Origin of the sequence: Pseudomonas fluorescens (genome assembly GCF_030344995.1) — a bacterium.
GTDB classification, from domain to species: domain Bacteria; phylum Pseudomonadota; class Gammaproteobacteria; order Pseudomonadales; family Pseudomonadaceae; genus Aquipseudomonas; species Aquipseudomonas fluorescens_BF.
The window spans coordinates 2,512,268-2,526,428 of sequence record NZ_CP128260.1 but is presented as its reverse complement, the minus strand read 5'-3'; the positions used below and the strand labels follow the sequence as shown (position 1 = coordinate 2,526,428).

General features: G+C 52.9%; 12 protein-coding genes and 1 pseudogene. 8 read left to right on the top strand and 5 right to left on the bottom strand.

The window, feature by feature from the left end; all coding sequences use genetic code 11:
* Window positions 1-2: 2 nt before the first annotated feature.
* The 4 genes from QR290_RS11370 to QR290_RS11355 all read right to left on the bottom strand — a co-directional run bounded on the left by QR290_RS11370 (window position 3) and on the right by QR290_RS11355 (window position 4,189).
* A complete protein-coding gene (locus QR290_RS11370) occupies window positions 3-980 on the bottom strand; it encodes an ABC transporter permease (RefSeq protein ID WP_064594871.1) in 978 nt (325 codons plus the stop codon).
* Window positions 977-2,530: a sugar ABC transporter ATP-binding protein gene (locus QR290_RS11365; protein WP_289204936.1), complete on the bottom strand. Its 1,554-nt coding sequence runs from the start codon at window positions 2,528-2,530 to the stop codon at window positions 977-979. Before QR290_RS11365 ends, QR290_RS11370 begins: the two co-directional genes overlap by 4 nt.
* A gap of 55 nt (window positions 2,531-2,585) precedes the next feature.
* On the bottom strand, window positions 2,586-3,542 hold the full coding sequence (locus QR290_RS11360) for a sugar ABC transporter substrate-binding protein (RefSeq protein ID WP_007956008.1): 957 nt from the start codon (window positions 3,540-3,542) through the stop codon (window positions 2,586-2,588).
* Between the two features lie 197 nt (window positions 3,543-3,739).
* Window positions 3,740-4,189: a hypothetical protein gene (locus tag QR290_RS11355; RefSeq protein WP_115077224.1), complete on the bottom strand. Its 450-nt coding sequence runs from the start codon at window positions 4,187-4,189 to the stop codon at window positions 3,740-3,742.
* Between the two features lie 350 nt (window positions 4,190-4,539).
* Between QR290_RS11355 and QR290_RS11350 the strand changes: the two genes are divergently transcribed.
* The 8 genes and pseudogenes from QR290_RS11350 to QR290_RS11315 all read left to right on the top strand — a co-directional run bounded on the left by QR290_RS11350 (window position 4,540) and on the right by QR290_RS11315 (window position 13,517).
* On the top strand, window positions 4,540-5,628 hold the full coding sequence (locus QR290_RS11350; protein ID WP_289204935.1) for an asparaginase: 1,089 nt from the start codon (window positions 4,540-4,542) through the stop codon (window positions 5,626-5,628).
* Window positions 5,629-5,817: 189 nt separating this feature from the next.
* Window positions 5,818-6,087 (top strand): DUF1654 domain-containing protein, encoded by a 270-nt coding sequence (locus QR290_RS11345; protein ID WP_371807423.1) that lies wholly within the window; start codon window positions 5,818-5,820, stop codon window positions 6,085-6,087.
* Between the two features lie 4 nt (window positions 6,088-6,091).
* Window positions 6,092-6,481: pseudogene (locus QR290_RS11340) on the top strand (endonuclease); the annotation flags it as partial.
* Between the two features lie 108 nt (window positions 6,482-6,589).
* Complete coding sequence (locus QR290_RS11335; protein ID WP_289204934.1) at window positions 6,590-7,735, top strand: tyrosine-type recombinase/integrase; 1,146 nt, start codon at window positions 6,590-6,592, stop codon at window positions 7,733-7,735.
* A complete protein-coding gene (locus QR290_RS11330) occupies window positions 7,728-9,890 on the top strand; it encodes a hypothetical protein (RefSeq protein ID WP_289204933.1) in 2,163 nt (720 codons plus the stop codon). Before QR290_RS11335 ends, QR290_RS11330 begins: the two co-directional genes overlap by 8 nt.
* A 7-nt stretch (window positions 9,891-9,897) precedes the next feature.
* Window positions 9,898-11,859, top strand: a complete 1,962-nt coding sequence (locus QR290_RS11325; protein WP_289204932.1) for a hypothetical protein — start codon at window positions 9,898-9,900, stop codon at window positions 11,857-11,859.
* Window positions 11,856-12,419, top strand: a complete 564-nt coding sequence (locus QR290_RS11320; RefSeq protein WP_289204931.1) for a hypothetical protein — start codon at window positions 11,856-11,858, stop codon at window positions 12,417-12,419. The genes QR290_RS11325 and QR290_RS11320 overlap by 4 nt, the downstream gene beginning before the upstream one ends.
* 30 nt (window positions 12,420-12,449) lie before the next feature.
* The gene (locus tag QR290_RS11315) at window positions 12,450-13,517 is read left to right on the top strand and encodes an endonuclease/exonuclease/phosphatase family protein (RefSeq protein WP_289204930.1); all 1,068 of its coding nucleotides are present in this window, start codon (window positions 12,450-12,452) and stop codon (window positions 13,515-13,517) included.
* A gap of 335 nt (window positions 13,518-13,852) precedes the next feature.
* Here QR290_RS11315 and QR290_RS11310 read toward each other — a convergent pair whose 3' ends face one another.
* Window positions 13,853-14,044 carry an MbcA/ParS/Xre antitoxin family protein gene (locus QR290_RS11310; protein WP_289204929.1) on the bottom strand — a complete coding sequence of 64 codons (192 nt, stop codon included), beginning with the start codon at window positions 14,042-14,044 and terminating at the stop codon, window positions 13,853-13,855.
* Window positions 14,045-14,161: the final 117 nt, after the last annotated feature.

The window sequence follows — 14,161 nt, the reverse complement described above, 5'->3', positions numbered from 1 at the left end:
TATCAGCCCCGTCGGCTTGCGCGTTGACTGCGATAGGTGTCGAGCACCACGGCGATCACGATCACCGCACCGGTGATGATGCGCTTGGTCGGCTCGGTCGCGCCAATCTGCGCCAGACCGGCCGCCAGCACCGAGATGATCAACACGCCGAAAAAGGTACTGATCACCGAACCACGTCCACCCATCAGGCTGGTACCGCCGATCACCACGGCAGCGATCACTTGCAGCTCAAGGCCGGAGCCGGCGTTCGGGTCGGCCGCTTCCAGCCGGGAAATCTGGAACAGCGCCGCAATGCCGGCGAGCAGTCCCATCAGACTGAACACCAGGATCTTGTAGGGCTTGGGATTGATCCCCGCCAGCCGCACCGCTTCTTCGTTGGTGCCGATACCGATCAGGTAGCGACCGAACACGGTACGGGTCAGAACGGCCTGGGCAACGAAAATGACCAGCAGGGCAATGATGAACGACGGCGAAATTCCAAAGGCGATCGGGTTCGACAGCCAGGCGAAGGAGTCACCGATGTACGCCGTGCGCGAACCGGTCATCTGATAGGCCAGGCCACGGGCCATTTCCAGCACACCGAGCGACACAATGAACGACGGAATTCGCCATGCCACGGTAATCGAGCCGGTAACCGTGCCGGCCAACGCCGCGACGGCCATACCCAGCAAGGCAGCCGGCAATACGCTCCAGCCCCAGCCAAGAATCGCCACGCTGACGGTGGATGCCGCGAGTGCCAACACCGAGCCTACCGACAGGTCAATCCCGCCGATGATCAGGACGAACGTCATGCCCACCGCCAGAACCATCAGGTCGGGAATCTGGTTGGCCAGGGTGCTGAAGGTGTTGTACGACAGGAAGTGGCTGCTCATGACCGAGAACAGCGCAATCATTGCCAGCAACGCGCCGGCCAGGCCCAGGTAAGTGCCGAGGCCGTAGAAATTGCCACTGGATTTGCCGGCGGAAGATGCAGTTTTCATGGGAGATCCCTAGGCGCTGCTTCGTTGAGCAACGCATCACGTTTCTGGTAGCCGGCGAACGCGGCGGCAAGCAAGTCGTCCTGGGTCCAGCTGTCGCGCTCGAACGTGTCGATCAGACGCCCTGCCGACAACACACCGATACGGTCGCAGATCAGCATCAGCTCGCGCAGATCGCTGGAGACCACCACCAGCGCTTTGCCCTGACGGGTCAGTTCGCCAAGCAGGTTATAAATGTCGAACTTGGCACCGACGTCGATACCGCGAGTCGGCTCGTCGAACAGCAGCACCGAACAGTCGCGCTCGAGCCAGCGACCGATCACCACCTTTTGCTGATTGCCGCCGGACAGCTCCGACACCAACTGCGTCGGGCTGGAACTGCGGATGCGCATGGCGTCGATCTGCCGCTGCGCGAGCTTCGTTTCATCGCCGTTGTTGACGAACCCGCCGCTGGAAATTTCCGGCATGTTACCCAAGGCAATGTTGGCGCTGATCGACTGACTCAGCAGCAGGCCTTCGCCCTTGCGATCCTCGGTGATCAAGGCGATGCCGTTGCGCACTGCATCAACTGGCGAGCGAATGCTTGCCGTTTTTGCCGGAGAACCGAGCGCCACCGTACCGCTGTCCGCGACGTCGGCGCCGAAGATCAACCGCAAAAGTTCGGTGCGCCCTGCCCCGATCAGACCCGAGATGCCAAAAATCTCACCGGTGCGCACTTCAAAGGACACGTCGCGAACTTTGTCAGAGCGGGTCAGGCCTTTGACCGTCAAGGCGGGCTCGCCGATATGACGAGCTCCCAGATCGATATGCTCGCCCAGCTCGCGACCGACCATCAGGGTGACGAGTTGCTCGCTGTTGTAATTGGCCATCGGCTCGACGCAAACCAGGTTGCCGTCGCGCAACACGGCAATGCGCTGTGCGACCCGGGCCAGTTCTTCGAGGCGGTGGGAGATGTAGATGATCGAGACGCCGCGCGCCTGCAACCGGGTGATTTGCTCGAACAACATCTCGACTTCGCGGGCGGTCAGCATCGCGGTCGGCTCGTCGAGAATCAGCACATGACAATCGCCGATCAGGTTACGGGCGATTTCGACCATTTGCTGGTGACCGATACCCAGCTCGCCGACCAGTGTGTCCGGGTCGATGGCATCAAGGCCGACTTGAGCCATGGCCTCGATGGCGGCCTTGCGCAGCTGCTTGCGGCTGATCCAGCCACCGTTGCTCGGCAGGTTGTCGAGAAACAGGTTTTCCGCCACGGAAAGCGTTGGCAGCAGATTGAGCTCTTGCATGACCATGCGCACACCCAGCTCTTCAGCCTGCGTGCGACTGCTGGGACGATATTCCTTGCCCTGGAACTGCATCTGGCCGGTGGTGGGTGTGACCAGCCCGCCAATGATCTTCGACAGGGTGCTTTTGCCGGCACCGTTCTCACCGGTCAGCGCCAGCACTTCACCGCGCATCAACGTCAGGTCGATGCCGGTCAGTACCGGTTGCGCATAGGTCTTGCCGATACCGCTGACCGAGAGGACAGCGTTCGGAGCGGAAACTGACATAAAAATCTCCATGCGCTCGCCCGGACGGACGAGCGCCGTTGTGTCGCCAAAGGACTTACTTGGTGACCAGCTCGACCGGCGTTTCGATCACGCCATTTGCACCACTGTCGACTTTCTCGCCCTTGATGATTTTCAGCGCGGTCTCGATACCAAACACCGCTTGCTTGGCGGCGTACTGGTCGGCAGTCGCCAGAACGCGGCCGTCCTTGAGCATCGGTTTGATGGCATTGATGTTGTCGTAACCGACAACCTGGACCTGACCGGCCTTGCCGGCAGCGCGCACAGCAGAAACGGCGCCTACGGCCATGCTGTCGTTACCGGCCAGCAGCGCCTTGACGTCCGGGTATTCGCTGAGAATCGAAGCGGCCACCTTGTTGCCCTTGTCGATTTCCCAATCACCGGACTGCAGGGAGACAACCTTGATCTGCGCAGCTTCCATCGCATCCTTGAAGCCAGCGGTACGCTGCTGGGCGTTGGTCGTCGTGGAGACGCCTTCAATGATGCCGACTTCGTCACCGGCCTTCAGTTGTTTGGCCAGGTACTCGCCCACCAGACGCGCGCCCTTGCGGTTGTCCGGGCCTACGAAAGGAACGCTGATGTTCTTGCTTTTGATCACAGCCGGATCGAGCTGGTTGTCGATGTTGATCACGGTGATACCGGCATCGACGGCCTTCTTGATCACCGGCACCATCGCCTTCGAATCAGACGGTGCGATGACCAGTGCGTTGACCTTCGCCAGAATCATCTGCTCGACGATGCGCGTTTGCCCCGCCGTATCGGTTTCGTCCTTGATGCCGTTGGAGATCAGGTCGAAATCGGCGGAATGTTCTTTCTGGTAGGCCTTGGCGCCGTCTTCCATGGTCAGGAAGAATTCGTTGGCCAGAGATTTCATGACCAGGGCGACTTTGGGTTTTTCAGGGGATTCGGCGAAAGCCGAAGAGACAGGCAGTGCGGCGGATGCGGCAGCCAGCATGGCGACAGCAAGAAGACGTCCAGCGAATGGCAGCTTCATGGGTTCACTCCGATCTTATGATTATTGTGAGCAACGCTTGCGCTGGCGTAAGCTCGCTGCACCCCACGATGACTCAATCCATCGCGAAGGCCGCGCAAACGTTTGCGTAGACCGAACTATGCGAATCCTGCCGACATTTGTCAACGACTGAAGACCTGCTTTTTTTGTAGGGCGAATAACCGTCATCGGCCCTTTTCCTACGCGGTTGTGTTGATCACACCGCCGCTGCCAGACCCCTTGGCCATCTCACGTACCAGGTTGCCTGCCACCTCCATGAGTGCAGCATTGGTGTCTGCGATCTGCCCCTGAATCGACATCACCACAGTCGTCTTGGCTTCTTCGGTCGGATAGCTGGCAGCTTGCGCGGCAGCCAATTGCTGTTGCTGCTCCTGCAATTGCTGCTGCAATTCCTTCATTCGTTTGAGCAGTATTTTGATCGTGATGCTTTGATTGCCACTGCTCTCGGCTGGCGCCTCTTCCTGCACGGGGCCGCCACCGGTTCTGACTTGCTTGGTATCGCCCGCGTCTTTACCCAGCGCATCGGCCGATGCTTGCTCGTTCGCCTCGCTCAGGGCATTGATCGTAGCAGCCGTTTTTCCGCCGATAGTGACCGCGCCGGGATTTGGCAAACCGATAGTCAATGACATTTGAACTCCTGAAAAATTGGATCCCTATGAAGACGCATCGGCCAGCGCACCGTTTTCTTTAGCATCGATCTGAAAAGCTGCCAGCCCAGTCTGTGGACAAGGTCCGTAGTCCTTTTCGGTGAGCCGAACGCGAAAACATACCTTGTTCGGAAACCCGGATGAACAAGGAGGATTCACAACCACCCTCTGAATAAATCTTGATTTAAATCATAAGGTTAAACATTTCTCTCATGCAGAGTACGACTGGTACAGATCCTGCTCCCTACCTGCACCCCTGGCATTTCAGATCGGCCCGGGGCGCATCTAGATGAACCTGCATCAGCACCGTCTCACTACTAGAGAGAAAAATAATGACATCTGCTTTGAAGAGTTTCGTTCCGGGCGCTTTGGCCCTCCTCCTGCTCCTGCCCACCGCCCTCCAGGCAAAAGAAGCTGAAACCCAGGCCAAGCTGGCCAACGTGGTGGTACTGGCCACCGGCGGCACCATTGCCGGCGCGGGCGCCAGTGCTGCCAACAGCGCGACCTATCAGGCTGCGAAAGTGGGCATTGAACAATTGATCGCCGGCATTCCCGAACTGAGCACGCTGGCCAATGTTCGCGGCGAACAAGTCATGCAAATCGCCTCGGAAAGCATCACCAACGAAAACCTCCTGCAATTGGGACGTCGTGTTTCGGAACTGGCCGACAGCAAAGACGTCGACGGCATCGTCATCACCCATGGCACTGACACCCTTGAAGAGACCGCGTACTTCCTGAACCTGGTGGAAAAAACCGACAAGCCGATCATCGTCGTCGGCTCCATGCGCCCGGGCACTGCCATGTCGGCGGACGGCATGCTGAACCTCTACAACGCCGTGGCCGTCGCCAGCAGCAAAGAGGCTCGCGGCAAAGGCGTACTGGTGACCCTGAACGATGATATCCAGTCGGGTCGCGATGTCAGCAAGATGATCAACATCAAGACCGAAGCCTTCAAAAGCGCCTGGGGCCCGCTCGGCATGGTGGTTGAAGGCAAATCCTACTGGTTCCGCCTGCCAGCCAAGCGCCACACCATGGATTCGGAATTCGATATCAAGAACATCAAGAGCCTTCCTGATGTAGAAATCGCCTATTCCTACGGCAATGTCAGCGACACCGCCTACAAGGCTCTCGCCCAGTCCGGCGCCAAGGCGATCATCCATGCCGGTACCGGCAACGGCTCGGTTTCTTCCCGCGTGGTTCCGACCCTACAAGCGCTGCGTAAGGACGGCGTGCAGATCATTCGCTCGTCTCACGTCAATGCCGGTGGTTTCGTCCTGCGTAACGCCGAACAGCCTGACGATAAATACGACTGGGTGGTTGCTCACGACCTGAACCCACAGAAAGCCCGCATCCTGGCCATGGTTGCACTGACCAAGACCAACGACAGCAAAGAGCTGCAACGGATGTTCTGGGAATATTGATCTGCCTTCGCCCGATCCTTTCCTGATCGGGCACTGGTTTCACCCTTCGTCAACCTGACGGAGGGTGAAGCTCCCCCCTCTCTCTCAAAGAAAAATTTTCACCTGCGAGACATCAAAATCGGAAAACCGCTGTCAGAGGATTTTCTTGAATTTTAAGCAGTTGCGAAAATGCCTACAGTTAAATACTGTATGCACGTACAGCTTAATAAGGATAACCTCGTGGCCACTTCCCCTGATGCTCCTGACGCTTACGAACGCATGGGCATGCGCGTTCAAAAAATCATCAACTCCCCTACCGCACAGAAAGCCAAAGCCGCACTGATCTTCCGTCTTCCGGACGAGCCGGTGGATGAGTGGGAGCGCTTGCTGGAAGAGATCGACGAGAACGACAACGTCACCCTCGCCTACCGCGACGATGGCGGCGTACAGATTTTCTGGGTTGTGCCGAAGGAAGATTGATTCAATGATTCTGCGTTTTGCTGCTGTGCTGTTGCTGTTCATTTCTCTTGGTGCGCAAGCTGGCGCACCGCGTACTTTCACCGAGGCCAAGAAGGTCGCCTGGAAGCTGTACGCCCCACAATCAACCGAGTTTTATTGCGGGTGCAAATACACCGGCAACAAGGTCGATCTGGCCGCCTGCGGCTACGTCCCACGCAAGAATGCCAAACGGGCGTCCCGTATCGAATGGGAGCACATCGTTCCAGCCTGGCAGTTCGGCCATCAGCGTCAATGCTGGCAGGAAGGCGGTCGCAAGAATTGCACCCGCTACGACCCGAGTTATCAGAAAGCCGAAGCCGACCTGCACAACCTGGTGCCGAGCATCGGCGAGGTTTATCCGAGAGAGTCCCGTTTTTAATAAACGTTGACATTCTTTCCCCTGGCACATTGACAGCAACATAACCTGCTGATTAGCTTGGTTTTATGAAGCGAATGGTGCTTCACGAGATCGGGAAGCTAAGCGGTGAAAGTCAAGTATGTGAAGGAGATCAACTGGTCAGGCGGCCCCCTCAGCACCTACGCCATCCTCGAAGATGGCCCTCTCACAGAACAGAGCATCGTTCCTGCTCCCACGCTCTTCCTGATACACCTCGCCCAAGAGGGTCAACTACCGAATTCAATCCGCTCCTGCGCACATGACCTAAGAAGCTTCTTCGAGGCGCTGGAGGCTCACGATCAAGACTGGAAGCTGCTTACAAACGCAGACATGTCAGGCTATCTGTATGGCCATCTAAAAGTGGCAAGGTCATGTTCCGACAAGTCGATCAGGCGCCATATCTCCACGCTCAAATTGTTCTACGCGCACGCCTGGGGGCTCGGCATGCTTGATGCTCCAGCATCCTTCTCCTATCACTTCATTCCCGATGAACAGAAGAAACAGGGCGATGGGAAGAAGAGAGTTAACTTCGACCTGTACAATAAGTACGTCGAAAAAGACATCTTTGAAAGACTCCTGGGCAGTATCAAAACCCAATCCGCATTCGAAAAAGAACGCGATGAGCTAGTGCTTCACATGGGTTACTACTGCGGCCTGCGAAGTGCCGAAGTGACCGACTCCCGAAATCTCCTCACGAGTGATTTGAGGGCACGCATTGCTCAAGCCGAAAAGGCCGATGAACAAACAATAACGGTGCCGATAATTGGTAAGGGGGAGAAGCTTCGACAAATTGATATCCCGCCCAAAGCCTTTAAAAAAATCAAACACTTTTTGGAAGGAAGACGGAGCTCGATTGTCGACGGGCCCTTAATATGTACGCGACATGGAAAAGCGCTGTTCTCCGGGCACGCGACTAACACTTTCAAATCAGCGCGCATCGCTGCCTCTGCGCATATCGACGATGTGTTGACAGAACTTCACCTCAAAGACCCGCATTTGCATTTCTTGACGAAGCCTAGCTTCCTCAATTTGACCTTTCATGCATTACGGCACACATATGCTACGAACCTTGTGGACTTCTGTTACAAACACGGGTACGACCCATGGCAATATGTTCCCGAGCAAATGGGGCATGAAGATGAAGCTACCACTAAAGAATATGTGATTTTCGACGGAAAACTTCACCGTCGTGAAAAAATTAGGCGTGCGTTGAACGATGATCATGATGACTGAAACTACCGATGCTGTTGCGGACGCCCCTGCGAGCTTGTCCACGCTTGCCCCCAACCCTATTCATAACTTCAGCCCCTCAGATACTTATGCCATCGTTGCGATGCAAGGTGCCAAGGGTAAGAAAGTCGAACAGCGCCGTGTAGAGATACCAGAGCAATTTCATAATTGCCCAATTTTCCGCTCCCTATTGAGATACTTCAACAGCACCGAATGTAAAAAAAATTCGCTACTCGATGCATATAGTAGAATTTTGAGATTTAATGCTCTCGCAAATTGGGCAATCACCGCATATCCAGGCGCGCAGGCACTACCAGCGGCATTTATGGAAGATTTCACACGTTATCTACGCACTGAAAAGAAAGCTAAACTTAATAGCATTTGCGTCTACATGTCGGTATATCGAACGACATTCGAGAGCTTTCTTAACGCGGCGTACGAGAACCCTGCACTTGCCGATGCTGCCGCAGCCGTTCGAGAGGCCATGGTATACATCCCTTCCGCTTCCAATCGGTCGGGTCAGGCAACTCCGAGTTTAGGGCAAATTACCGACCAGCCCGAAAAAGACGAATTGAAGATTGTGAGGTCGACTATACGTTTTTGCTGTGAATTTCTCAAGGAGATGAATGAGCAGCGCTTAGAACTCCTCAGTGATGACGGCGTGATGCAACAAGTCACTAACCTTCTTGAAAAGTGCGACGGAGATTACGAAAAGCTTAGATATAGCACAAGCCAGACTGATCGCAGCACTGCGTACAAAGCACTCGCAGGGGCCATTCTCAAAAGCGACAATCTGCGCCTAAAAGAACGACTCTTACATAACAATACTGACTTTTCTTACGCTCAAATCGAAAAGGCATCGCCTCTAACAATCGATGAGGCAAACCGTCTTATTAAGGCCGGCCTTCGTGACTCCGGGGCGTTAGACATCTACCCAGAAAACAGTGACCACAAACTGTACTTCCACAATATCGATTACCTGTACCTTATAAAGCACACCCCCTGCGAAGAGGTGGCGTTTTCGTGGTTGCTGGCTACTGACAGGGTTCAATTGTCCGGCATCTTGGATATGCGACAAGGGGATCTTCGAATTACGCCAAGCGTTGCATCACCCATCTACATTAAAAACCGAAGCGAGACCCCAATTCGCGAAGTACCGATGCATCGTTCAAAGTCTCTTCAATACCGCGCCTACGTTGATTTTGACAATCTGAAAATGAGTTTCTGCAAGCGTTTTCCTGAAACAGGAGATTTGCTTTTTGATCTTCCCGTTACGAGCAACATCCAGGGAATTGACAGCGTGGTATACAGGCCTTTGGTAATGGCCGCTTTTCAGAACACACTGCAATACCAAGCGATCTATAATGCAGATAACGAAATTGAAACTCTTGCAGACATCATTCGTCGTGTTGCTATAAATAACCGCCCCATCTGGGACAATAAAAAGCGACGGTACGAAAATGCAGCAATTGGCATCACGGGCCAAAATCCAAGCCCCGCAAAACGTCAAACAATCACTGTTACCGCGATTGCTCAATCGCGCGCCATCTTAGATACCGACGGTGGCAACCCAGGCAATGAGGCATTTGAAAAGTATTCACAAGAGGTTGTAGGGGCCGATGCGACTGCGCACTCACCGGGCGTAAAAGAAGTCGTTTATATGCACGCAAGCGAAACCAAGTATCGTTTGAAAAAAAGGGCATTATTTGCATCTGAGGTCGGTCATCTTATGGTGCAGGACGCGCGCAAAGTGCAAGCGGCCATTCGTAATGAAGTAATGATTAGCGTGACAGAACTAAAACAGATGCTCGGTTGGTCTAAGGCAAAATCTGATGCGAATGAAATGGAAGAGTTTGACCAATTGCTGTTGTCCGCTCAAATAGCAGGCTTCACCATTTCCCCATTCGGACAGCTTGAGAAAGACAGTAAAACGTTCATCATCACCAATGGCATTACAGCCGCCCTGCTTATGAGTTACCGAAATGAGTGCATTAACCAGCTAAAGAACTTTTCCGTTGAAGATGAATTAAAAGCCTTTTCAATTGCAATGCAAGCAGCGTATGTAGAGGACGCGCTTGAGAAATTTGACCAAAAAACCATTGTTCAGGGAAAGGACATACTTAAAAACTACACCTTCCCCACTCCTGTCATAAGGTAAACACGCGATGCAAATTAACGCAACCCAGTCCGCGCTGTTTACCATGTTAGCGGAACCCCAAAAAATAGCCAATCAGTATGGTGATGAGTCTTTTCAGATTCAGGATCCAATTACGGGTATTTTTTATATTATCAATTTTGTCTGGAAATGCTCCATACAAAAAATACTGTATGCGCAGATGTGTTTCTTGAAAGGAGATATATCACGGGGCTACGCAGACGACAAAGGTCGAATTGTTGTGAGTAGCCTTTCAAGTGCGCGCCAGGAAATTGCATACTTACGTGAGCTTTGCGAGTACTGGGAAGTTCACTTTTCGGATCGAGCACTACAGTCGCTATCGAGGTTTGAGATTCAGCAAATGCTTCGCTCCTTTATGATAAAGAAGGAGAAAAATGAGGACGGAGGTCTCATTCTCGGCGCCTCAACAATGACAATGTTCTGCAAAATTCTCGAACGTACTTATACCATGCTCCACTCCGGGAAACTCGTAGACGGTGTCGTCCATCGGATGACCGTGCCCTTCAAAAAAAGCACAATGGAGCCGTTACTCAAAGAACTGGAAGTAGACTACGCCGAGTGGAGTAAAGGCGGAAATTACGGTTCAATACCTATGACTTGCGCTTCATTGATGCTCGCCGAAGCAATCACACAGATTGAATCCGATGAAGCAAAAATTGCGACTATATTTTTTACTCAGTGGCGCAAGGAAAAGACGAAGATAAAAAGCTGGTTCGGCGAAAAGGATCGTCTCGCCTTATATCGAAGGATGCAGTCACCAGACTATGTACTATCCCGATTTGAACGAGGCTGGGCGTCGTCTGCGGTAGAGCTCGGAACCGCAATCGATGCAGCAACCACAGGGCATTTCGAATCTTTGCCATGGAAAAATCAAGGCGCACTCAGTGATTTTTGTTGCGAGCTTACTAAGGCAGCCTTGACCGTCATCACATTATTGAGCGGGTTTCGCATTTCAGAAATCAATGGAATGCGACTTGCAGATTACGAGCAAGAACCGGACGGTTCTTGGTGGTTTACCTCAGAAAACTACAAAACCGAATCTGGGCTCGCGCATCCAAGGTCTCTGCACGGGCTTGCAGCAGAAGCAGCAACACTCATGAAAAACTTGTCGGCGGTGGATACGGAGAAGTTCAACCTGCCGTTACTCCATAGGGCCTATAGGTCAGAAGCTTTTCTTGTTGCCCGTGGTAATGGCAAATTCAGCGATGAGCAATGGCTGGCAGACGCAGGCTACGGTCTATTCGCTTTGAGGGGCTGGTTCAAGGACTTCTATAAGATCCATGTTGCAGAAAAGTACCCCGATGCTGGCGAGATTCATAGTGAGGTCTCGCCTCACCAAGCCCGTCATACCTTTGCAGAGTTTGCACTGCGCAGATTTGATGGGAATGTTATGGAAAAGATCCGGGAGCACTTCCGCCATTCATATGGCTCTTTCCACACGAGGCGCTACACCCGCGAGAAACTGAGCGAGTCTGTTCGAATCAGCATGGAACGCGACTACGCCAAAGAGGTGATGGGTCGGATTGCAAATGGCAAATTGGACGATCGCTTCTATGGGCCGGCGGCCAAACGCATTGATAAGGAAATGGCCGAAATTTCCGTGCTCACAGGCGATGAATTCGATGAGCGCCTCAGTGCCTTGGCTAATGAATTTGAGCGGTTCACGGCATTTGAATGGGGCTATTGCGCACTGCGCGCTAATGAGCAGCATATCGCGAAGTGCCATGACCCTAAGACTGGTACGCCTAACGTAGATCAACGCAGCACGCCGGAAGTCTGCGCTGGATGCCCCCACAGTATGAACAATAACCTGCAGAAGCGGGAGCTTGAGCGCACAGCGATCTCACACCAATTCATTGCAGAAAATCATCCTCTCAAGGCACTCGGTAACATGAGCGGTGAAGTCGTTCGGAAAATCGAGCGTCGTCTGGAAGGCGAGGTCACAGCATGAAATTCAGCCTAGGGCAGTATTCCAATACCACTGTAGCCCCCGAAGTGCCTTCCTGGGTCACCTCTACAACGAAGCGCAACCTTTACTTGCACGTATGTAAGGCTTTCGATCGCATCAAGGCATCTATGGAAGCGGGCGAAAAACTCAGTGTCAAAGAAAGAAGAATCGTAGCTCGCAACATTGCCAAAGACAGTGGTGTCCATGACAGCTTGCTGAACAAACGCCGTCAGCCGGAACTCAATGAGTTGATCGTTCAAAAGAATGCTGAACTTGAAGAACTGTGGAAAAGCATTTCAGCCACCCAATACAGCCCCAGAATAAAGCGCACAAAGGAGGTCATACAGAACGAGTTTCGCTCGCAAGCAGCTGAAATCGAACGCCTAACCAATCTTCGTCTTTCTGAGGCGCTCACTGAGGCCATTTGTAACCAGATGGTCGATAGCCATAGAAGCCTCGTAAGCACCATCGAGTATCTGAAAGCTGAGAACGCCGAGCTTCAGTTTCGTAATGGTGAACTGAGTAAGCAGCTTCGCCAGATGATGAAGGCCATCAAAAACTGATGCCTACCAAATTTTGCCATAGAGATCCTAATGCTTAAGTTTTTCCGCCACATCGCTGTTTGTCTTTTACTTTGCTGCACCAACGCCCTCGCGGCCACGAACATAGGTACCTGGAACCTCGAACATCTCAGCATCCGGGACACGAAGGATTTTGTTGCGATCGCGAGGGTCGCAAAGAAAGTCGATTTTCTTGCCGTTCAGGAATTGATGAGTGAAGAGGCTCTTGCCGCATTAGCCAAGGAACTGACCAAACAAACCGGCAAAAAATGGAGCTTCATGGCTTCGCACGCTGTAGGACGATCGACCTACAAAGAAATGTACGGCTTCGTGTGGAAGGATGACGCCATCGCGTATGAGGACGGCGCTGTGACCTACCTCGATCGTAAGGATACATTTGAACGTGAGCCTTACTCCGCTCGATTTAGATCGCTCACTGACAATTCGTATTTCGTTGTCGCCACTGTCCACATTCTCTATGGCAAAAGCCAGGCTGACCGCGCCTCAGAGATAGTGGCGCTCTCGAATTATTGGTCGTGGTTGAAAGATATCTACCCAGGCAACAACCAGATCATGCTGATGGGTGACTTCAATACCCCGCCTACCTCACCTGCCTGGGATAGTTTGGACTCAAGTGCAAAGCCCCTGGTATTGAATGGAGCATCCACCCTATCTTCCACAGACGGAAAATTCGCCAACCTTTATGACAACATTTTTGTGGGCAAGGGTTCGACGATCAAAGTCAATTCAGTTCAGGTGTTCAACTATCCCAAATATCTGGGCCTAACCCATACACAGGGTCGTAGCAGCGTTTCTGATCACGCGCCCATTTTTCTGAATGCCGACCTCAGTAAAGGTGGTGAAAGCTCGACGTCAGTCACAACCCGCCAGGTACAGACCAAAGCGACGGCCCTTCAAGCTGGGAGCAACAAAAAATCAGTCAATATCGCCATCATTGGCAACCGGAAAACCTTGGTTTACCACCGCCCGGATTGCCCTTCATATGATGCAGTGTCAGAAAAAAATCGCGTGTCTTTCGATAGTGAAGCAGACGCGGTTAACCAGCATTTTCGCCTGGCGGGTAACTGCAAGAAAACGTGATGACAGCTGTGTGAACGGTTTCCCATCAAGAAATGTGGGTTAAATACCGGCGTACTTTAGACAGCTTAATTTTTAAGGCCAGGCGCGAGGTTGATCAGGACAAAAGAACTTCGCGTCACTCTGGCCCTCATGCCCAGTGCCACCGCCCCCTATGGACGAGTGAAGATTGACGACGGTATCTGTTGAAAATTGTCGCCCCGTAATCCCCAAATTTAGCTTTCTGGCCCCTAAAGCAGAGGCCAAGCATCTAAATAGCTTGGCCCGGTTCATGATCGGAGCAGGAACTGAACGCTGACGGTGTAAAGCATTAGTACGCTATTTATCTGGCGATTAAATCAGCATGCGAACCCATGCTTAATTCGTTCTAGCTCTTCTATTACATGCTGATACGTTAAGTCGCTCTGGGCGTAACTCAGAGCACTAAGACCTTCAAATACAGCTCTTGGATGCATCATCCACACCGCTGCCTTTACTTTGCACCCAAATACCTGCTCCGCGTAATGGCGAAGCGGCTCTGCAAACTCCATGACGCTCTCCTCTTAACATCGGGCAGATCAACGTAAAGCCACGGCTTTAGCTGATGTCGATGCTGGTAATCATTTAAACAGCCCCCTCGCTCCCGACTCTTCAAGCCTAAACCGCAC

Excerpts from the sequence above, each read along its gene's own strand:
- QR290_RS11370 (WP_064594871.1), bottom strand. The coding sequence starts at position 980 with ATGAAAACTGCATCTTCCGCCGGCAAATCCAGTGGCAATTTCTACGGC.
- QR290_RS11330 (WP_289204933.1), top strand. The coding sequence starts at position 7,728 with ATGACTGAAACTACCGATGCTGTTGCGGACGCCCCTGCGAGCTTGTCC.
- QR290_RS11325 (WP_289204932.1), top strand. The coding sequence starts at position 9,898 with ATGCAAATTAACGCAACCCAGTCCGCGCTGTTTACCATGTTAGCGGAA.
- QR290_RS11365 (WP_289204936.1), bottom strand. The coding sequence starts at position 2,530 with ATGTCAGTTTCCGCTCCGAACGCTGTCCTCTCGGTCAGCGGTATCGGC.
- QR290_RS11345 (WP_371807423.1), top strand. The coding sequence starts at position 5,818 with ATGCACGTACAGCTTAATAAGGATAACCTCGTGGCCACTTCCCCTGAT.
- QR290_RS11320 (WP_289204931.1), top strand. The coding sequence starts at position 11,856 with ATGAAATTCAGCCTAGGGCAGTATTCCAATACCACTGTAGCCCCCGAA.
- QR290_RS11360 (WP_007956008.1), bottom strand. The coding sequence starts at position 3,542 with ATGAAGCTGCCATTCGCTGGACGTCTTCTTGCTGTCGCCATGCTGGCT.
- QR290_RS11355 (WP_115077224.1), bottom strand. The coding sequence starts at position 4,189 with ATGTCATTGACTATCGGTTTGCCAAATCCCGGCGCGGTCACTATCGGC.
- QR290_RS11350 (WP_289204935.1), top strand. The coding sequence starts at position 4,540 with ATGACATCTGCTTTGAAGAGTTTCGTTCCGGGCGCTTTGGCCCTCCTC.
- QR290_RS11315 (WP_289204930.1), top strand. The coding sequence starts at position 12,450 with ATGCTTAAGTTTTTCCGCCACATCGCTGTTTGTCTTTTACTTTGCTGC.
- QR290_RS11310 (WP_289204929.1), bottom strand. The coding sequence starts at position 14,044 with ATGGAGTTTGCAGAGCCGCTTCGCCATTACGCGGAGCAGGTATTTGGG.